This window comes from Porcincola intestinalis (assembly GCF_009696445.1).
Classification (GTDB): domain Bacteria; phylum Bacillota; class Clostridia; order Lachnospirales; family Lachnospiraceae; genus Porcincola; species Porcincola intestinalis.
Window position 1 is genome coordinate 276,185 of the sequence record NZ_VULZ01000003.1, and the last position, 19,408, is coordinate 295,592.

The 19,408-nt window shown below is 45.0% G+C and carries 20 protein-coding genes and 3 pseudogenes; 10 read left to right on the forward strand and 13 right to left on the reverse strand.

Features of this window, described 5'->3' with window-relative positions; translation table 11 throughout:
• Positions 1-54: 54 nt before the first annotated feature.
• The 6 genes and pseudogenes from FYJ35_RS15350 to FYJ35_RS04840 form a co-directional block, all read right to left on the reverse strand.
• Positions 55-453, reverse strand: a complete 399-nt coding sequence (locus tag FYJ35_RS15350; protein WP_154524044.1) for a helix-turn-helix domain-containing protein — start codon at positions 451-453, stop codon at positions 55-57.
• Positions 454-605: 152 nt separating this feature from the next.
• Positions 606-1,806 (reverse strand): annotated as a pseudogene (locus FYJ35_RS14595) (VirD4-like conjugal transfer protein, CD1115 family); the annotation flags it as partial.
• 179 nt (positions 1,807-1,985) lie between these two features.
• Positions 1,986-2,222 (reverse strand): WCX domain-containing protein, encoded by a 237-nt coding sequence (locus FYJ35_RS04825; RefSeq protein ID WP_154523923.1) that lies wholly within the window; start codon positions 2,220-2,222, stop codon positions 1,986-1,988.
• A gap of 437 nt (positions 2,223-2,659) precedes the next feature.
• Positions 2,660-3,865 carry a hypothetical protein gene (locus FYJ35_RS04830; protein WP_154523926.1) on the reverse strand — a complete coding sequence of 402 codons (1,206 nt, stop codon included), beginning with the start codon at positions 3,863-3,865 and terminating at the stop codon, positions 2,660-2,662.
• Positions 3,866-3,889: 24 nt separating this feature from the next.
• On the reverse strand, positions 3,890-5,131 hold the full coding sequence (locus FYJ35_RS04835) for a ComF family protein (protein WP_154523929.1): 1,242 nt from the start codon (positions 5,129-5,131) through the stop codon (positions 3,890-3,892).
• Between the two features lies 1 nt (position 5,132).
• On the reverse strand, positions 5,133-6,380 hold the full coding sequence (locus tag FYJ35_RS04840; protein ID WP_154523932.1) for a DNA-processing protein DprA: 1,248 nt from the start codon (positions 6,378-6,380) through the stop codon (positions 5,133-5,135).
• 253 nt (positions 6,381-6,633) lie between these two features.
• Here FYJ35_RS04840 and FYJ35_RS15355 point away from each other — a divergent pair, with 253 nt between their 5' ends.
• The gene (locus FYJ35_RS15355) at positions 6,634-6,936 is read left to right on the forward strand and encodes an AAA family ATPase (RefSeq protein ID WP_408634759.1); all 303 of its coding nucleotides are present in this window, start codon (positions 6,634-6,636) and stop codon (positions 6,934-6,936) included.
• A gap of 744 nt (positions 6,937-7,680) precedes the next feature.
• Here the strand turns inward: FYJ35_RS15355 and FYJ35_RS04850 are convergent.
• Positions 7,681-8,382, reverse strand: a complete 702-nt coding sequence (locus FYJ35_RS04850; protein WP_235906364.1) for a tyrosine-type recombinase/integrase — start codon at positions 8,380-8,382, stop codon at positions 7,681-7,683.
• Entirely contained in the window at positions 8,369-8,902 is a 534-nt protein-coding gene (locus tag FYJ35_RS04855; RefSeq protein WP_328597041.1) for a tyrosine-type recombinase/integrase, read from the reverse strand. Before FYJ35_RS04855 ends, FYJ35_RS04850 begins: the two co-directional genes overlap by 14 nt.
• Here FYJ35_RS04855 and FYJ35_RS14605 point away from each other — a divergent pair.
• Positions 8,820-9,248, forward strand: a pseudogene (locus FYJ35_RS14605) (transposase); the annotation flags it as partial. The gene FYJ35_RS04855 and the pseudogene FYJ35_RS14605 sit on opposite strands and share 83 nt — an antisense overlap.
• A gap of 538 nt (positions 9,249-9,786) precedes the next feature.
• Positions 9,787-10,134 carry a hypothetical protein gene (locus tag FYJ35_RS04865; RefSeq protein ID WP_154523944.1) on the forward strand — a complete coding sequence of 116 codons (348 nt, stop codon included), beginning with the start codon at positions 9,787-9,789 and terminating at the stop codon, positions 10,132-10,134.
• On the opposite strand, the gene FYJ35_RS04870 is transcribed toward FYJ35_RS04865, so the two are convergent.
• Positions 10,131-10,877 carry an ATP-binding protein gene (locus FYJ35_RS04870; RefSeq protein WP_154523947.1) on the reverse strand — a complete coding sequence of 249 codons (747 nt, stop codon included), beginning with the start codon at positions 10,875-10,877 and terminating at the stop codon, positions 10,131-10,133. The two genes, FYJ35_RS04865 and FYJ35_RS04870, sit on opposite strands and share 4 nt — an antisense overlap.
• A complete protein-coding gene (locus FYJ35_RS04875; RefSeq protein WP_235906367.1) occupies positions 10,874-12,058 on the reverse strand; it encodes a Mu transposase domain-containing protein in 1,185 nt (394 codons plus the stop codon). The genes FYJ35_RS04870 and FYJ35_RS04875 overlap by 4 nt, the downstream gene beginning before the upstream one ends.
• 571 nt (positions 12,059-12,629) lie before the next feature.
• On the opposite strand from FYJ35_RS04875, the gene FYJ35_RS04880 reads away from it, so the two are divergent.
• Positions 12,630-13,184 carry a hypothetical protein gene (locus FYJ35_RS04880; RefSeq protein WP_154523950.1) on the forward strand — a complete coding sequence of 185 codons (555 nt, stop codon included), beginning with the start codon at positions 12,630-12,632 and terminating at the stop codon, positions 13,182-13,184.
• Positions 13,185-13,308: 124 nt separating this feature from the next.
• Here the strand turns inward: FYJ35_RS04880 and FYJ35_RS04885 are convergent, their stop codons facing one another.
• Together FYJ35_RS04885 and FYJ35_RS04890 are read right to left on the reverse strand one after the other, a co-directional pair.
• On the reverse strand, positions 13,309-13,932 hold the full coding sequence (locus tag FYJ35_RS04885) for a hypothetical protein (protein WP_154523953.1): 624 nt from the start codon (positions 13,930-13,932) through the stop codon (positions 13,309-13,311).
• 50 nt (positions 13,933-13,982) lie between these two features.
• Entirely contained in the window at positions 13,983-14,366 is a 384-nt protein-coding gene (locus tag FYJ35_RS04890; protein ID WP_154523956.1) for a hypothetical protein, read from the reverse strand.
• 369 nt (positions 14,367-14,735) lie between these two features.
• Between FYJ35_RS04890 and FYJ35_RS04895 the strand changes: the two genes are divergently transcribed.
• From FYJ35_RS04895 to FYJ35_RS04920, 6 genes are all read left to right on the forward strand, one after another.
• Entirely contained in the window at positions 14,736-15,476 is a 741-nt protein-coding gene (locus tag FYJ35_RS04895; RefSeq protein WP_154523959.1) for an ABC transporter ATP-binding protein, read from the forward strand.
• Positions 15,473-16,255, forward strand: coding sequence for an ABC transporter permease (locus tag FYJ35_RS04900; protein ID WP_205839714.1), 783 nt, complete (start codon positions 15,473-15,475; stop codon positions 16,253-16,255). Before FYJ35_RS04895 ends, FYJ35_RS04900 begins: the two co-directional genes overlap by 4 nt.
• Positions 16,256-16,273: 18 nt before the next feature.
• Positions 16,274-16,981 carry a hypothetical protein gene (locus tag FYJ35_RS04905; RefSeq protein WP_154523965.1) on the forward strand — a complete coding sequence of 236 codons (708 nt, stop codon included), beginning with the start codon at positions 16,274-16,276 and terminating at the stop codon, positions 16,979-16,981.
• A gap of 12 nt (positions 16,982-16,993) precedes the next feature.
• Entirely contained in the window at positions 16,994-17,680 is a 687-nt protein-coding gene (locus tag FYJ35_RS04910; RefSeq protein ID WP_154523968.1) for a response regulator transcription factor, read from the forward strand.
• Positions 17,677-18,699 (forward strand): HAMP domain-containing sensor histidine kinase, encoded by a 1,023-nt coding sequence (locus tag FYJ35_RS04915; protein ID WP_154523971.1) that lies wholly within the window; start codon positions 17,677-17,679, stop codon positions 18,697-18,699. Before FYJ35_RS04910 ends, FYJ35_RS04915 begins: the two co-directional genes overlap by 4 nt.
• A 322-nt stretch (positions 18,700-19,021) precedes the next feature.
• A complete protein-coding gene (locus tag FYJ35_RS04920) occupies positions 19,022-19,162 on the forward strand; it encodes a hypothetical protein (protein ID WP_154523974.1) in 141 nt (46 codons plus the stop codon).
• Positions 19,163-19,284: 122 nt separating this feature from the next.
• Here the strand turns inward: FYJ35_RS04920 and FYJ35_RS15170 are convergent.
• A pseudogene (locus tag FYJ35_RS15170) lies at positions 19,285-19,408 on the reverse strand (IS256 family transposase); the annotation flags it as partial.

Genomic DNA, 19,408 nt, shown 5'->3' on the forward strand with positions numbered 1-19,408 from the left:
AGGATCCTTCCATTGGTTTCTTTTCCATAGAAAGTTGTCTTTCTGTCTCAAACGCTATTTCCATAGCTTTGTCATGAATCTCATCCTGTGACATGTCGGGGACTTTTTTGGCTCTGTTTCTTTCGACTCTTCCTTTATGTATTTTAAAAACTGCTCTACGAATTGATGTCTTATGTTTGGTTCTGCCGAAAAATAAGCTTTCATGATACGGATGTCAAGAGATGACGCATTGTACTCTTTGCCGAAGAAATCTAGCGCAATAGTTTTTGACCTTGAGTACATCTCTCCTTCGCCTGTCCTGAGCCAATTTTCGTTTACAAAAAATTCGCTACAAATCAGCTTAATAAAAGTGTTTCGAAACTCTGATCTGCCTCTTTCAAGATTGTTTATCGTGTCACCACTTACTCCAATTCTGGCACCAAAAGCCGCCCTCGATAATCCTTCCTTATTCAGTTGTCGCCTGTTTTCTCCTCAATAAGTGGGAGATCGTATCCTCATTCGCATAAATGCCCTCTGTATACGTTTTGTTTCTTTCATATCAGTCTTGACTGCCGGTGTATTCTTCCGTAGCAAAACGGATACCCTGTTCCGCGCTTTTCTGCACGCTATCCGGCATCCACAACATCAAACCGTTCATTGGCTTTCAGTTTCAGCCGATGATTGAGGTATTTCTCGATATCAAAAGCGTATTTCTTGTCATAATCCGCCGTGTACCGGTAATTCAGGTGCCGGGTCAGATCATACTTATCTGATAAAAACGGTCTTACGCCGCGCAGCTGTAGGTTGCATTTGCTGCCGCTTAGCACCTGCAGCTCATCCACGGATAAGAGATCGTGACCTAATTTCTGATAATTCAGCGAATGGGACTGTTCCCTGCCCCTGCTTTCTCCAGTGTTGTAGGTGTCGATCGTTTCCTTGCCAAGCGCCTGATTTAGGTCTTTCAGCGTAGTAGGCTCTGTGCCGCCCAGAAACAGGCGGGAATCCATGTTGCCGATGATGGTATCCGCGTTATCCTTATAGATCGCCTTCAGCTGCGACTGCGCCTGCAGCACGAGGCAGGCGGAGATCTCCCGGCTTCGGATCGTTGCCACCAGCTTCTCCAGGTTCGGGATCTGTCCGATATTGGCCGCCTCATCAATGAGGCACCGCACATGCACCGGAAGCCTGCCGCCATACACATCGTCCGCCTTTTCACAAAGCAGGTTGAAAAGCTGAGTATAGATCATGGAGAGCAAAAAGTTGAAAGTGGCATCGGTATCCGACATGATCAGAAATAACGCTGTTTTCCGGTCCCCCAGCGTATCCAGTTCCAGTTCGTCATAAGCCGTGATGTCTCTGAGTTCCTAGATGTCGAAGGGAGCCAGCCTGGCGCCGCAGGAGATCAGGATACTTTTCATGGTCTTGCCGGCCGCCAGTTTGAAAAGACGGTACTGCCTCCCGGCAAAACACCCGGGCTTTTTCTTCTCCAACGCCTCAAACATCAAGTCCACCGGATTTTTGAACTCCTCGTCATCCGTCCCGGACCTCCATTGCATTCAGAAATTCCAGCAGAGTGGCAAAGTTCTGCTCTTCCTCCGGCGCTTCATAGTGGATATAGGCGATCAGCGCCGTATAGAGCAGTTTTTCCGCCTTCTCCCAGAACGGATCTCCGGCATTCCCTTCTCCCTTTGTATTGACCATCAGCGTTGTGACCAGCTTCAGGATGTCTTTCTCCGAGTGGGTATAGGCAAAGGGATTGTATTTCATGCTCTTTTTGAAGTTGATCGTATTGAAGATCTTCAGCTGATAACCTTTTTTCAGGAGCAAGTGGCCACAGGAGACGACGACATCCCCTATTGTCAAGGTTCAACAGCACGAAAGGCGCGGGAAATTATATTTTTCTGGTTGCAGTATACTGTAGCATGGGTGAATGCGTAAAACGGCTAATTTAGCCGCATTTCTATTAACGTAAAATTTGAGGTTTCAGTGTGATAAACACAGACAGGTTATCCCTGTCCTGACGCTTTCTTTGCCATCGCCAGATATTCTTTCTGTACACTTCCCGGTTCCATAATCTCAATCTCTCCGGCAAAGGTAAATACCCAGCCATAAAATGTCTGGCTGGTTTGCACCTGCACCTGCGCTGTAAAATGCTCATCATCCATGATATTTACTCGAATATGATCGCCAAATTTGTCAATCACGCTCCGCATAGCATTATTTTTGCAGCGCAGTGTCACCATTTGTTCTGTTCCAGAAAACAGGGGTGCGGACGAAATCCTGGCTTGCGGTGTTAGCTGGCTAACAGAAATCAAGGGAATTTTATAGAGAGATACAAAAAACGGAAAACCAAAAAACCTTGATTTTCCGCGGAATTTTCAGCGTCCCCGAGAGGATTTGAACCTCCGACCTCACACTTAGGAGTTTACCCGGATCGATATTGCAGAGTGAAAGGAAATACCAGAAAATCCGCTCTAGTGCTGACTTCTTCACGAGTAGAAAGTCCATCTCGTACCGTCCCGTGATGGCTAATATCAGCATGTTTTTTTGCCGTTCTGTTTGCCGCCCGTAGCAAGACGTTGAGAATAGTTTGATGGTCACTTTCCTGTTTTATATCATCAAGTGATGGATTGTGTGTTTGTTGCTACATGACTTACAAGCATCCTTTTCACCCTCATCACTACTCGCCATTGTAGATTTCATACAATGCAGCAACCTCTTCTTTTGCCCGATAATTATAATCTAGTTGAAGTTGTGTTTTTGAAATCAATCGGTAATTATAGCCAATATCAAAAACATTTCCTTGGATATCATAATCCCAACGTTCAAAAGGTCTGCCAAAATTACCAAGGGAAACAAAAACTATTTTGTTGGCGCCAAGATGAGTAAGGATATTTCTTACGGCGTTGAAGGAGTTTCCAAATGTCATATAATCATCGAAAATGCAGACATTGAAACGTCCCGCCTTCCTAAGCCGTTGTATTTTATCGGCAAACTCCTCATTAAGATATAATGTTGAGAACTCAACCTCGGGACCTTTTTGTGCCCTGATGCTGCTGTCTGTTTCGTGTGCCTTTTCTTTAGGAAAGGCTCGGATTAACAGATTATCACATTGCATTTTGTTGTGTGGCAGCCGTTTACCTTTTATATATCTTATCTGCTGCATAAAATCAAACATATCAGGATTTAAAGTACAATCGGAAGAAGGAATCATTCCAAACAGTTCAATGTCATCAAACAGATCTGTATTAGTCATTCCTGAAAGGAAATGATACAAGAGTATTTTGTAATAACTCCTGCTCCTTCCTTGTTTCAATAGGTGTTCAAAATTTTGCATCATCGCTTGCTCATTCGTGGTCCAAGCGTACTTTTTATAACGGGCATCCATAAGTGATAATACGACAGAATGCTCATCTATGAGACATGTTGAATACCAGAAATTATGATTGTTCAGAACCTGCACAAACTGGAAGAGCTGTTCCGGCAGATCAACAGTAATCCCATAGTGTTCTGCCCTGTCCTCATGCGGAATCCATAGAGGGATAACAAGTAAAACTCTAAAGCGAACGGCCATTTGGAAATCGACATCCTTGTTGCTGACAATAAGATACTCTGAGTTTTCGCCTTCTTGCAGTAGGTTCTTTACCTGTTCGCGGGTTGAATATCCATACAGTGGATGTGCAGAATCAAAGGCCTCTTGCGCATTATTTAAACTATTCTGATCTCTGCTAAAAAAGATCACCTGATTTTTCTGCCTATCAAGAAAGCCATCAAGCATTCTCAGGAAGGTATCTCTGAACTCCTCAATAGCTTTATTTTGATCTTCCGAAAGTCCTCCGAATTTTCGACGGAGTAAATCCAAATTACATAACAATGTCTTGTTCATGCAATACTATGATGGCTCACCTTTCTAGAAACTAAAATCGTCGTCAGTTTGGTCGGTTTCGCTATTCACAAGCGCTTCCACAAGTTTCCTGCCTTCCTCAAAATTCATGGTTTGGCTGCGGCAGTTATAGCAACTATAAAAAAAATGACGATTTTTGCTATTCACAAGAAGATGCATTCTTTCACCACATCTGGGGCAGCTTACCTGGGCAGGAATAGAAGACCAGTATGATTCGTGAATTTGATTGACTGCAAGCACGACGATAATAATCTTGCCTGCCCCTTTGTTTTTTAGCACCCGTACACATTCACGCAAAGTCGACCCTGTACTGGCGATATCATCGAGAAGAACAATTGTCTCCCCATTAAGGGCTTCTGTAGCCTGAAATACTCCCTTGATGTTATCTTCCCGCTCTCTTTGCGACAGAGATTTCTGCGATGGATATGAATGATTGCAGATTAACAATCCATCATGGTTTTTTATCCTTGTTGTTTCTGATAATTTTCGTAAAATACCAGAAAAGCGGTTCGCGTTTCCGGCTCTGGGAGGTACACTGCAAATCCCGTCAATCCTCGTAGTGCGCAGAAGGTTCTGTAAAGCCCCTAAGTAAAGCTTATAAAACATTTCATCAAATATGCCGTAATATTTTCTGCCTTTTTGCTTGTTTAAATAAATCGCGCTTGAATAAGGATGTAATTGCGACATATAGTGTTCATATCCAAAATATCTTCCCAACAGAATTAATGGATAAGTTTTCTGGTCCACTAAAATAGCTGTTGGAAGCATACTGCCTCTTGGAAATTCCCCAGGATATAACGCCGTTTCTCCAATATATCCTTTTATCCCGTTATTCAACTCATCGTTGAGGGTCGGAAGATCCCTGGACACCATATCTGCAATTCTGCTTGCATCCTCATAGCTGATGCTCCTTGTAATCCATATTGTCCCTGACAAGAATTCCATGGCTTTGTTAATGAATTCAATGTCTCGAGAAACATAAACAACCTCTGTGGGCAGCAGGTCCAGCATTTGAATGCATTGTCTTTGAATCGAAATGCTCGGCGCAAATGGCTTTTGATAAGTTTTTATTTGCAGTACTGATCCGGCACCAAAATGTGAGTTTACTTTCACTGCAATCTCGTCTTGCGCGGTCAGAAAAACACATTTATATTTTTGGACAAAGGGGCTCCATCCTTCTAAAGGATCTGACGAAAAACTGTCTATGTCTATAATCATACCCTTTAAAGCATTTATGCATCTGAACATCCTATTCACCCACCGTTACGGGGTCAAACCAGTCGAAAAGGCTGCCCTGTTCATACTTTCCCTTCTCTTGATCTCGCAGATAGTCAGCCATTGTTTGCTGCACGGGCTCATTCTCAACTTTAAATATATGGCTTTGTGAAAGTGCTTTTAGTATCTCTGCCGAATTATGAACAACTTGTGCTCCTCGTTCAACGTATCTGCGAGGCCATGTGACATTTGGCAAATTTAAAGCTGATTCAGGAATCAAAATCTGGCGACCTTGCTTTAATGCAAAGTCTGCCTGTTTCAATGCCCCAGACGTTTCCCCCGCTTCCATTATTACCGTTGCCAAGGAAAGACCGCTCATCACGCCGTTACGAAGTGGGAAAAACCATCTTTCCGTCTTATTTGCTGGAGAAAATTGGCTTACTACCAGACCCCTTTTCTCGATTTCCCGCTGTACGCTCTCATTTTCTCTTGGGTAATACTGGTTTAGATTTGTTCCAATTACCGCAATTGTATTAAACCCGTATTTAAGCGCGGAACTGTGGCCTGCCACATCAATTCCCTTTGCCAGACCAGAAATAACTGTTATTCCATTTTCTCCCAGTATCTTTGCAAGGCGTGTAGTATTATCGCATGCTTTTGAAGATGCCTGTCGAGAACCGACCAATGCCACCGTTCTCTTTTCAAAAAGCAATGATATTCTACCTCTGATATAAAGAAACCTTGGCGCCTGCTCTGTTTGCATTAGGAGCGGCGGATAGTCGTTGCTGCCTCTCTTAATTATCTCATCAGTTTCACGTAAAGTCTGAAAGGCCGCCTTTGCTTTTTCATATGCACCAAGAAGACGCCATTTTTCCACACCAAACGTTTGAGAGTATCTATCAACAATATCTGAGCTGGACATAGGAGCCGTCACGTCGTGCACCTTTGCAAACTCATCAAAGTCTGGTTCAAGAGAATGCTCTGTTCGGTTTAAAACATTCATGAGAGTCGAAAAATTCAGAGCTTCTTGTTTTACTCTTGTATCAATCCTGAACATGCCTTTCCCTCCTTCCTGACTAATCGTTGTAAAGATCGCAAGTTCCTTTCTGCGCTTGTTTAGCTCATCAATATGGAATATGGTTGCGGACGAGGATCTTTTCAAAGGTTGCAATTTTCCATCCTGCACAAGCTTATTTAGTCTCTGCGTAGAGATTCCCAAATATTCCGCAGCCTCTTTAGAAAAAAAAAGTTTTTCCGATAATTCTTCATATGGATTTGACATTGCATGATCCTCCACAATTGGAGTGTAATATAAGTATTGCTATCTGTCAACCCTTATTCATTGAATTGTCACAATAATCATGGCCCTTCTTTCCTTCCTAGCGATCAATTTTTTCATTCCGGTAATTGTAGCGGTTAACACCTAGTTTGAGGAATGCACCATCCATAATTACGCAAATCCGCTGGCGGAACAGCAGATCCTGCTGTCAGAGGATGGGATATCGAGGAAGCATTTCCTCACCATGATGAATGACATGGGAATTGGAATCAGCGGATACCGGTTCGACCAACAGAGCAGTGAGTTTTATCTCCAGAGAACCCTGCATAGCAAGCTCTATGAACTGACGTTTTCCAGTGAATCCGATGGAAAGCGGAAGCTGTTTGCCGCCTTGCCCGTCATCCTGATAACTCTGAAGGAAGGTCGTCTTTTGATCATAGATGAACTGGATGACAGGTTTCATCCAATGCTTCTCCGATATGTAATCCGTCTGTTCACAAATCTGGCGATCAGCCGGAAAGGAGGCAGCTTTTGTTTACGTCCCACGATGTATCCATGATGAAGAACAGCATCTTCGTAGGGATGAGATCTGGTTTGCTTCGTTTGATGAGGATAACAGCAGCGAAGTCTATTCCCTCTCTGAACTGTGCAAGGGGAATAACGACCCGATCAAATAATACCGCCGCCTATGATAAGCAGTATCTGGAGGGGCGTTACGGAGCCGATCCGTGTCTCTGCAACATACCGAGCTGGAAGGTGTAACACAGGCCATGAAACCCACTTCATATTACATCAGGCAAACCTTTACCGGGATGAACACTGGCCCAAGCTCGCGGAATGCCTGAAAGCAAGGAACCTGGTAACCTGCTATAAGAACAGGCCCGGTATGTACAAGGTCCTTCTGTATATTGTCAATAGGTAATCCTCAAAAGGGGATGACATCAAATTTCTTTACATAACATTCAGGCAGTTGCGTTATGTTGCCACTTTACAGAATTCCTTCAACCACTGTTTCAAAGAAGTATTGCTTTCCCATAGGGCATTTTCTTTTGGCACGAGTTCTTTGCTGGCTGCTTCAATGGCTTCCCTCTTCATTTTTGCATCTGCCCTCGCATACACCTCTGTTGTCTTTACACTGACATGTCCGAGTAGATCTCGTATATATATCAGATCTACACCCGCAGATACTAACCCCCATAGCTGCAGAATGCCGTATCTTATGAGGACTCATATCTGCTGGTATTAATGAGGCATCTACAGCATGAGCCTTCTCCGCATATTTACGGACTAGATAACAGATGCCCTACCGTGTGAACGGATTACACATGTGATTAATGAACAGCCAGTCATCTGATCGTGCCGGATTGTCATAGCGCATAGCCTTCAGATATTTCTTGATTATGGGAACCACCTTGCTGTTTAATGGTACGAATCGGCTTTTTTGCCCTTTTCCGTATACCAGCAGAGTGCAAGGTGAAGAAAGTGACAGATCTTTTACCTTGATGGTGATGAGTTCAGTAACCCTGACACCTGTGGTATGCATAAGCATCAGTATCGCATAGTCTCTTAACCCTTTCACATCGTTTGTTGAAATTTGATCCATCAACAACTTAATGCCGTCTGCCTTAAAATATGATATTTCTTTCTGAGGCACTTTCTTTTTGGGTATTCCCAGTATACGCTGGAATTCTGTGAGATACTCCGGCCTTTCGTATATCACAAAACGAATAAAACTGTTTATGGCTGCCTGGCGTTGGTTTCTTGTTGATATTCCATTATGCATATATTCCTGCAGCCATTTATAAAACCCGGAGATGTTTTCGTAAGTCAGGTCTGTCAGGCATATTTTTTTTGCAGGAATCTTCAGGACATCTGAATAGTACTCCAGAAGGAAGATAAAAGCATAGCGATATGAATCAATTGTTTTTTCTGTACTTCCCCGGGTATTTACCAGATAATCCGTTAGATATTTATTCAGAAAGACGGCAAAATCAGTCCTCTTCATAAGTGACCCCCTTTCCAAATATATCATCTATGTTGGCTTTCCATTTCTCCTTAATGCATGGATAGATACTGACTGTCAAACGAAGATATTTCTCGGTAGCATATATTGTCTTGTGCCCGAGGTAAGTTGAGAGAACTGACAATGCCACATACAGATCAACGCCATTGTCAACCAGCTGCTTAAAGGATTTGACCGCAAAAGTATGACGCCAGTCATGGATGCGAGGTCCATTGCCGTTACCTATATACGGAATTCCAGCACTGCTCATGAACTTGCGATGAAGTTCGTAAATTACATCACCGGACAGCCTTTTCCCATTTGCGGTTGTGAAAATATATTCTGTTTCTTCCAGTGCATAAAAAATTTTATCGGCATACTGAGCCATTAGATCTTTCAGTTCATCTGACAACATTATGTATCTGGCGCAATTATTCTTCGTTTCATACGTGGACATTCTTCTGGAAATCAGAGGCGTAGGTTTGAAAACGGTGATCGGGTTTGTGGCGGAAGTCGGGGACATTACGCGTTTCGATGACCCCAGGCAGATCCAGAAGCTAGCTGGATATGCCATCGTAAAGAATGAATCCGGCAAGCACAAGGGCGAGAGCCACATCAGCTACCGCGGCAAGAAGCGGCTGAGATACGTGCTGTATGAGGCGGCTGTCAGCGTGGTGAGCCACAGTCCTGAATTCCGGTCAATCCATCAGTACTACACGACAAGGGAGAAGAATCCTCTGAAGAAGATGCAGTCGCTGATTGCGGTGGCGTGCAAGCTGATCAGGGTGTTCTATCTGATCCTTCAGACGGAAGCTACCTATGACGCAGCGAAGCTGATGGGCGATATCCAGAGACCGGTGGCAGCCTGAACGTCACCAAAGAAACAGAGTAACTACTGCTTGCGGCCAGAGCCGGGCATCTGATCCGATATCAGCGATCCGGTTCCGGTCACAAGCAGGCGGCCGACTCCCTTATGGGGAGTGACGAAAGAAGAAGCTCATCAGGGAAACGTCCGACGAAAGGTGCTGGTAAGCGGGAACTGGAGTCAGCAAACAACAAAGAATGAGCCAGTAGTCGGCAGGAATTTTGTCCATAGGGCACGACCCTGTAAAGGAGCTAAGCTGACACCCTGGTTATGGGCAGGCGGAACGAAGGAAACGAGGACCCGCGGGAAACCGAAGGTGATCTTGGTAGATACGAGAGGTGCGCTGCCATAGAGGGAAGGGATATACAACGGTCATGAATATCGGAACAAGCGACGTTCTGATTTGTATACCCAAAACACCTCTGTTCTCGTACCAGATACTCTGAGATGCCCATCCTTCCGGCTCATTCAGCAGAGGTATAACACTGAAAAATCCTTAATTTTTAAGGGAAAATGACTTGACTTTATAGGGAGGGATTTGCATGGCTCTTAAAAAGCAAAAAAGGATACCTTTCATCTGTATCCTGGTGGGGATGGCTTTTCTGGGGGCTGGCATATTTTGTCGGACGACAAGAGTCCTCTCAAGATGGATGATAAAAAAGCAGATCGAGCAAAAATATGGGATAGAAGACTTGCAGATCATCAATTTTGCCCCTGTGAGCGGCGCTGATCAGACCGCTTTCCGCGATTATATTGACGAAAATGGTCTTGACGGAGCGAAATTAACAAATGATATCTATACCTTCTCAGGAAATGCATTTTGCACCGCCGAGCGGACACCGGTGCGTTTGTCAGCGGACACTCGGCGGCGACAACGGACAGCACTTTAATCAGTTACTTTCCGTTCAATCATAACGATGTAATGTTTCGTCACTCGCTTGAGCAGCGAGTTGGATGAGACCTCATCCTCCATCAACATAGAAGGCCATGCCTTTGGCTCACGCTGTGAGCAGATGATACAGCTCCTTGACAATTCATTCCGCTTTTCCAGGACATCATACAGAGCCTTGACTTCATCATCTTCTGTAATCGGATGCAGAAGAAAGTCGTCCAGGATCACAAGATCAAGGTTGATGATCGCCTTTACCTTCTTCTGGTACTGCTTGAAATCAATCTTTCGAATGGCAGCCAACTCACTTGCCAGTTCCTCGCAGTGATAGTAGCCTACACGGTACTCCCTGCATGCTTCGGCGACAAGCGCTCTTGCAAGATAAGTTTTTCCGCTGTCAGAAGCCCCGAAGATACAAAGGTTCATGCCGTTCCGTACAAAATCCAGCGACGAAAGTGTCTGGACGATATCCAGCGGCTGGTACTGGCGTTCTTTGGAATCAACACACTGGTCAAGGCAACTGTCGCTGCCCTTCAGCTTTGCCTTCTTTAAGCGCGATGTATAGCGGTTTGTAACCGTTACGATGTATTCGGCGTGAATGATGGCACTGATCAGTTCCAGACGGCCTGTATTAACAAAAGCCGGTTGCTTATAGAGAGTTTCAAGCTCTGCAGACATATGGGGCAGTCTTAGCTCATCCAGTTCTTCCAGGATCGACTTCAGCTCCTTTGTTCCTGTATTCATCGCTGCGCCTCCTTTCCGGACTGATCCGCGAGAATACGGCTGCGATTCAGCAGTTTTTCTATGTCGGAGTAACTGCTGTCCATGATGTAGGAGCCTTCGTTCCGCTTCTTATTCTTTTCGGTGTTGTAGCCTTCAGTTCCAAGCTCTTCGGCTACCGCACCGATAGTGTTTTTGATATAGGTGTATGTTGTTATCTCGGCAGCGAGAGCGCGCCTGCAGCATTCCTCCAGAGCTAAGCGGCTGTACTTCTTTGTGAAGCCAAGAACGCCAACACAGAGCCTGTAGGTCTGGACCTCCAGCTTCCGGCTTTTTTGGATGCGCTTGATCACCTCTGTTGTATTGCTTCCAACAGTTGAAGCTTTCCGAATAAAGTAGGTGCTGTTCCATTCCGAGAAATCTTCGTAATTCTTCGGCAGGCGGTTGGAGTCCGTTTTCCATTCACCCCTGTAGGTGGCTCTGGGCCATTCAATGATCAGCTCGCCTTCGAAACTGAAGATCTTGACAACGGATGCAGTGGCACGAATGACGACTTTTTTGTGCAGATATGCTTTGTCTACGCTATAATGAGCATTGTCAAAGCGTACGTGGAAGTCGCTTGATACCTTTGCCGTAGCCCTCTCCATGTAGTGGTATCGCGTGGAGGGGAGCGTCATCAGGTCTTCCTTTTCTTCTGCCCAATAGTAGGAGCGGCAATGCTCTTTCTTCTTAAAGGGATCGTCATTCAGTTCTTCCAGCTTCTCCCAGAGGTCTTTGTTGAACTGCTCAAGTGAGAAATACCTGCGTTCCTCCAGATCGTGGAAGAACCCCTTCTCGAGAATGCCAACTGCGTTTTCCACGGAAGATTTGAAACGAGGTTTCCAGACCTTAGCGGGAAGGATCACCGTGTGGTTGTGCTCCGCCCATTCAGCATGGTCCTGATTCAGCTCCGGCTGTATCCAGTCCTTATTTGCGATCACGGCCTGTTTGCAGTTATCGCAAACAACAATAGCGGGAACGCCGCCAAAAGCTTCCAGCGCGTTGTTATTGACCTCGATCCACTGCATCTCCTTCGTGGATTCCATACCCTCAGCGTAGATGTATTGGGAATACGGAAGGATAGCAACAAACACGACGATTGGTGTGATCTCGCCGGTAAGGCGGTTGATGAGGTCAAATGTCTTACCTGCGAAGTCGACTTCCATTGTCTGGGCAATCACAGCTGTAAAGTGCGCTGTTTCGTAGTTCTCTTCACACCACTTGCCGAAGAACTCGCAGAACTGCCGGTACTGGCAAGGCTTCTTCCCATCGGTCTTGCAGCGCTTGACATACCGGTCCCAGCATACCTAAAGCGTCATGTTTTTTCTCTCGTTCATGAGCTTCAAAACCTGCTGGTAATCAGGATATTCGTAACTTTCGTCCCGGCCGCCTTCACCTGGCACCTTGCCATACACCTTCATAGCGATTCCGGCGTTCGTGATCCCGGGTGGGAGTGGGAAGTCCAGTTCATCACACTTTTCGAATGCTTTCAGAAAATCATGTACTCCTGACTTTCCCGCTCCAGTCTGCTCCGCGATCTCACGGAGCGAAAGTCGTAGTACGTATCACTTGGTTAGAATGGCCTTGTAGTCCAACATAGCCTACCTCCTATAAAATGAATTCCCACCACTATTGATGGTTATCATCAGTATAGGAGAATGGCTTTTTAGATCATAAGGTTAAGGTGTCCGCTCGCTCCGCTCCGCGTCCGTTTTGCTCTGCAAAACCGTCCGGTCCGTGACGCAGTTTGCAGGAAAGACATCCGATGGAAAAGGCTTTGACGGCTATGCAGATAAAAACAGAAAGGTCATCTGCGACTCTTTTCCGTTTGTTTTGTACAGGGATGAACTTACGGCAGAAGTGGAAGGGATTGTAGAGGATGTCAGCGATGAACTCTACGACATCAATATGGATCTGTACAGTGAATTTGCCGGGAAACCAGGGAGATATGAAGACTTTAAGAGGCACCTGTACCATTATCACAAAAATGCCTTATGTATCTATGTGGAGCAGTCAATCTCTGATCAAAAATATGCCATCCTTCTCCAGAAGCTCACAGAATTGAACCTGCCAATGGATATGGGGGTTGAGGAACTGCCTGCTGAAGAAATCAACAGGCTGTTAGACGAAGAAAAAGCGGGAGGTGTAGGACGCTGGGTGCAGTCCGAGCTGTCATACAATGCGAGCACTTCCGTAAACTACTGGTACTGGCGGCATCCAGAATGGAAGCTCTGTGATAAACGAAAGAATATACCTTTTAATACCGTAACCGGGAAAGCGACTGTTCAATAATCAGATAAAGAACCGAGCCTTACTGGCATCTGCAGCACCGACCGTTATAGATAGTATCATAGTCATGAAAATTCTTGATCAGTTTATGCTCTTTCTGACATACTTATCCGTGTGTCACAGATCCTTAAAATACAGGAGGAACTTTCTGTGCGGCATATAGCACACTCTCACAGGAGTGTCCTCGTTTCCGTTTTACGGAACAACCTTCGGCATATTCACTGATGATCAGCCGGATGGTCTGTCTTTCGGCGTCCTTGCCTTCCAGTTTCGTCTGTGAGGATGTCAGGCCCTCAAAAGGGATGCCTTCATAAACTTCAAGATGTGGAGCGCTGATTCGGGTTTTCGGCGGATTGCCGAGATACGGAAGATCCAGCAGCGTCATGGGTCCGGAAAAGATTACAAAAAACAGCAGGGATAGCCCCGCGAACATGGTGAGGAGCTCCATTCGGGATATGCGCGCCTTCTCCGAAGCCGCTTCTTTCACTTCTTCAGGACTGTTCTGCCCCAGACGGCAGGCAAGGCTGTGACGGCGGCTAATCCACAGAAGAAGGAGGATGAGAAGAGGGTTAATCCCAGTGATCCACGCGATCAGGTCCTTCAGGAAGAAGAGATAAGGATGTTTCCCGTAGTCAGACGCGATCCAAAGCACGATATTCCCGATAATCAGAACTGCAACTAGGAAAACCAGTAATTTAACGAATGCATTAGTTCGCTTGCTGCTTTTGCTCTGTTCCGTTTTCATTTCCATTTGCTTCTCTCCCCTTTTGCGTGAATTTTTTACAGAACAGGTTCTGCGGTTCATGGATGCAGACCCAGCTGTTCCAGCGTAATGCCTTCTATGTCATGTAGCCGAAAGAAGGAGCACCATTCACTCCTGTCATTGACACGAAACTCTGTTCCGTCCGGCGTGGTATAATAGCCCATACTCCCCATGCGGTCTGTCTCCCTGCATCCAAGCTTTAAAAGCTCATCACCGGTCCAGTCATGATCCGTCAGAAACAGCGCTTCCTGATTCTGTTCTTCCAGCACAACTACCTCACGGAAAAGATTGACTTCCGCCACCTGCCAGGGAGTAACTTTCCCTTTTCCATATTGATGAATGCAAACCATCATGTCAATTGTCACGATCACGACAAGTGCGATCAGGATTCCCAGCAGCCATTTTAATAATCGTTTCTTCATAAAGCAGTTCCTCCTTAAAAGTCAGGCAAAGCAAGTCCAAATCCTCTGAATTTTCCTGAAATCACGAAACAGTGATTTCCCCTCTGTCTTTTTTGCAGGAAGTTCATAGATTGGTGTTTTTGCAAGGGGCAAACGAGGCAGAGAAAAACTGTCTTAACATCTGAGAAAGAACATAGATATATAGACTTATTATATCCTCACAGGTGCAGAGAGGTCTACTTGTTAACAACAGGATTTATATCAGTTTGGCATATTCCCGCGGCTTTGTAAAATCCACTATGATATTTTATCAAAACTTTAAGGTACACATATGGAGCGTTTAAGTTCTGATGCTATTCTTCTCCTGACAACAGAGATGGAGGTAAGTTTATGCAGCCAAACAAAGAAACTGTATTAGAAGTCAGCGAACTCACTAAAAAGGTTGATCGGATGATACTTGTCGATCATCTGAATTTCAGTCTTGAGAAGGGGGATATTTGTGGGTTTTTGGGAGAGAATGGGGCTGGGAAGACCACGACGCTCCGTATGATGACACACCTTATTTTCCCAACATCCGGCGATGTTCTGATCCATGGACACTCGATCAGAACAGACACACGAGCAGCACTCTCTCAGGTAGGAAGCATCATCGAAAATCCCACCTTTTACCTATCTATGACGGCACTTCAGAACCTACGGCTCAGTGCGAGGTTGTCAGACCAGCACGTACCCGAATCCAGGATGATGGAAGTGCTGCAAATGGTAAATCTGGAAAATGCAAAGAATCAGAAAGTGAAGACATTCTCCCTGGGAATGAAACAGCGGCTGGGATTCGCCAATGCACTTCTTTGCAATCCGTCCCTGATCATTCTGGACGAACCAACAAATGGATTGGATCCGATCGGCCTGACGGAGTTAAAGGATATGGTACAGGGATTGTCTGCCCAGGGGATTACGTTTCTGATTTCCAGTCATATGCTCCGGGAGATACAGGATATTTGCAACCGGGTTGAAATCATCCATAAGGGACAGCAAATCGAATCGGGCTATGTCACGGATTTACTGAATCAATATAAAGTGTCGAATATGGAGGATGTATATTTTGCATGTATGGGGAGGAGGCTCGCATGAAGAAGATTCGTACCCTCCTCGCCTTTGAAGGCAGACGCATGCTGACATCAAAGAGCACTTTGATTTATGTTATCATATATTTCATCAGCTATATCATTTCGGTCATCTTCTTTCAGTTGTACGGGAGTGATGGTTCTGTGCTGACAGAGGCAAGCGCCCAATCGTTTCCCATCCAGCATCTGCAGGCGGGAATCCTCTTCACGGGAACATTTATCGCAATTTATGTCGCGCAGATCACCAGGCAGGAACGAACGCAGAGTACTATCAAGCTGATCCTGTTAAGACCGGTGAGCAGATTGCAATACTATATCAGCAAGATTCTGTCCATAGCATTCTTCTCTATGCTGCTTACCTTGATTCAGATCACAGTGGGGTATCTTGTCGGGATGCTGTTCTTTGGCTGGCATGGAACGCTTGTTTTTGGCGATATTGTGACAAGCGGGCTGACTGGAGTGGGGATCACGTTTCTGTCCGGGGTTGCCTTTGCGTTCGCATATTTTGCGTTTGGCATGCTGATGATGCTGCTGTCCGAATTCCTGCCCCGCCTGATTGACTGCGCGGCTGTAGGCATCGTAATCCTACTGATTGGCCAATATGCAGAGGTTTTGCCTTCCATCCGACCATATGTTTTAGTTCATCAGATGCTCTTTTTCCATCAGGATATTTTCGAAATGAGTGCTGTGTACAATCTGCGAAGTGCCATCGTGATCCTGGCTTATTGCCTTGCCTGTAGTTTCGCCGGATATTATGTTTTTAGGCATGAAGATCTGTCTGTGTAAGAAAGGTAGAATGATGATATGCATGCACAATTAAAGTTTGAATTACAAAAATTGAAGTTCCAAAGTATCTATCGGATGATCTTGCTGCTCTCCCTGCTGAGCAGTTTCGGTATTTTGATCCGCTCCGTGGTGGCAAAGGCACCTTTGACGTCCATCATCGTGACAGACGGCGGCATCTTTCGGATCATTTTCTGGTTTGTCTGCGGATATGTGATTTGCGGCATCTTTTCAGAAGACTATCACGATAAGACAATGAAGGCCGTTCTTCCTCTTTCTCAAAGCAGGGGCATTTATCTGGGAGCAAAGGTATTGATTGCAACAGTTTACTGTGTATTTGCCTTTCTGATATTTTTTCTTACGAAAGACTTGGCAGGATGTCTCCTTTACAATGATGCCGGAGTGGATCTGATCTCAGGAATCCTATTTCCGATCGTTGGCGCATTGTCCGGTATATTTGTTATCGTATGTCTTGCGGCAGCGGTGATCACGTTGACAGAAAATGAAGCAATCACAGCAGGTGTTGTGTTTGGCGCGATCATTCTGATGATGATATTGGAGAACATCTCGATCATAGCCTCTTTTGTACCTACGTATTGGATCAATAGTTTTTACAACAGCCCGGCACGGACGGGTATGCTCTTTCCTGTGAGTATTATCCTGCTGATTGCTGTATTTCTGTTGTTGCTTGCTACCAGAGTATTCTGCAAAAAAGATCTGTATACCTGAAAGGAGGCCTTCATGAACGAGAAAGAAATTCTGATTGTAGAAGATGAAACAGATCTTGCAGAAATGATTGAAAAGTACCTGGAAAAAGAGGGTTATGCCGTAACCACCATTGGCAATGGAAGAATGGCACAGGACTATCTGAAAGAGCATCTTCCCTCCATGCTCATCCTTGATCTCATGCTGCCAGAGGTGGATGGTCTGGAAATCCTGAGTCAGTTAAGAAGAGTTTCAACGATTCCCGTCATCATTATCAGTGCAAAGGAATCTGAGTTTGACCGCGTTCTTGGATTGAAGTTAGGCGCAGACGACTATATCACAAAGCCGTTTTCTCTCAAGGAATTGGTCGTCCGGGTGGAAACGCTGTTTAGACGGATCCAATATGAAACAGAGATCAAGGAGAAAAAACCTCGTATCATCGGCAGTCTTTCTCTGAATCCTCTGTCTCGTGAAATCAGAAGGAATGGATTAAATATAGAACTTACGGCAAAAGAATTTGACTTGTTTCTTTTCTTTATGGAACACCCAAAACAGGTATTCTCAAAGGATCATCTGTACGAACAGGTGTGGGGCTTTGATCAGTATGGCGATACAAATACAGTGGCCGTCCATGTGCAGAAACTCCGGGAAAAACTGGGAGATGACAGCCATATCACTACCGTGCGAGGTGTCGGTTATCGATTTGATGGAGAAATCAGATGAAAAATAGTATTATACACAGGCTGCTCTTTATATCGGTTCTCCTGGCACTGATTCCCTTCCTGGCACTGGCTTTTTTTGCCCAGTTCACAACAGTAACCATGTTTTTTCTGCTGTTGTGTATTCCGCTCGCTTTAATTCTTGTCTATACGGCCTTGTTTTTGAAAAAACGGATGATTCAGCCGATTAAGCAAGTATCCGAAAGCACCAAACGAATATCGGCGGGAGATCTGACCCAGCCAATTCATTCTAATTATGACGACGAACTTGGAAATTTCATCCGGTCGTTTGATGAAATGCGCAAAGCACTGCTTGAAAAAGAACAGGAACAACTTCGATTTGAGCAGGAAAGACGTCAGTTTATCTCGAACATCTCGCATGATATGCGAACTCCGATCTCCTCCATTTCCGCCTATCTGGAAGCGCTGCAAGATGGAGTGGCGGACAGTAAAGAGGAGGAACGGCGATACTATCGAATCATGAAGAGTAAACTGGATCTCTTGACAAATTTATCTTCGCAATTACAGTTTAGTTATCTCACCGATCAGGAGGTGCCTCTTCATCTTCAGATGGTTGCCTGTTACAGTTGGTGCCATTCCTGGATCGAAGAAATCGCATCGGAATGTGCTGTCCGGAATATCCCTGCTGTCTTGCAAAATCATGTCTCGCAGGACGAGCCATGTTCCATGAAGATTGATCCGATACAGATGGACAGAGCCCTACAAAATATCTTAAATAATGCTTATCGATATGCGGAGAATCACTTTTCTGTAAGCAGCATAAGAGAAAACGCTTCTCTGATCCTGCGTATTGAAAATGATGGATGCCACATTACGCAAGAACAGGCAGAGCATATCTTCGATCGTTTCTTTACGGGTGACAAAAACAATGAGAATGGCCACCTTGGCCTAGGATTGTACATCAGCAAAACCCTTTTATCCGCGATGGGAATTGGAATCAACGCCACCGTAGGGCAGAAGAACATAGTATTTCGGATTCAAATTCCACTTATTTCAACCTGATGGATTTATATAAATCGGGTGCCAATATATTTGTGTGTCTTTACCGCACTAAAGGAGATTCTATCATAAAAATACTTCCAAGCATCGATCACTAACTTTATCACCAAAAGAATCTTATTACTCATTCAGATTGGATGAGGTATTTCAAAACGTACTTTCAGGGAAACCCTGTCTGTGCGTTTTTTGTTTGCCACAAATTATATGCAAAATTTTTTGATAAAGATTCCAGCAACCTGCGCAAAACAGGTCCCTGCAATCGCTTTATTAGCGGAAAGGAAGAGACCAAGTTTCAAGCCCCCTTGACAGAAAGGAGGTGAGAAAAATGGAAAAAGCCAGATGCAAATTCAGCAGTTGGGGAGAGTTTGATCACTGTGAACTTCCTCCAAAATTAACCCTCAATCTAGAAAGAGAGTATGCAAAAATTTCTGTAAATAGGATTTCCTGTGATAAGATTTATGCCTGACAGACCAGTGAAGTGCTGCTCTCAGGCTGTCAGGCGGCTGCTTATTATATACGACATGATTTGTGGCATGTCAATTACGGGCGGGGGATTATCCCGCCCTTTCATTTTGTTCGCAGGTGTTCTTAATCGGCTAATCGGTCTTCGTACATGACCGATAATTCGCCGTACACCTGTCCCCAGTTCCGGATCGGCATCGTCCATTTTTTCGTCGCTTCCAGAGTTGCCAGGTAGAGTGCTTTCTGCAAC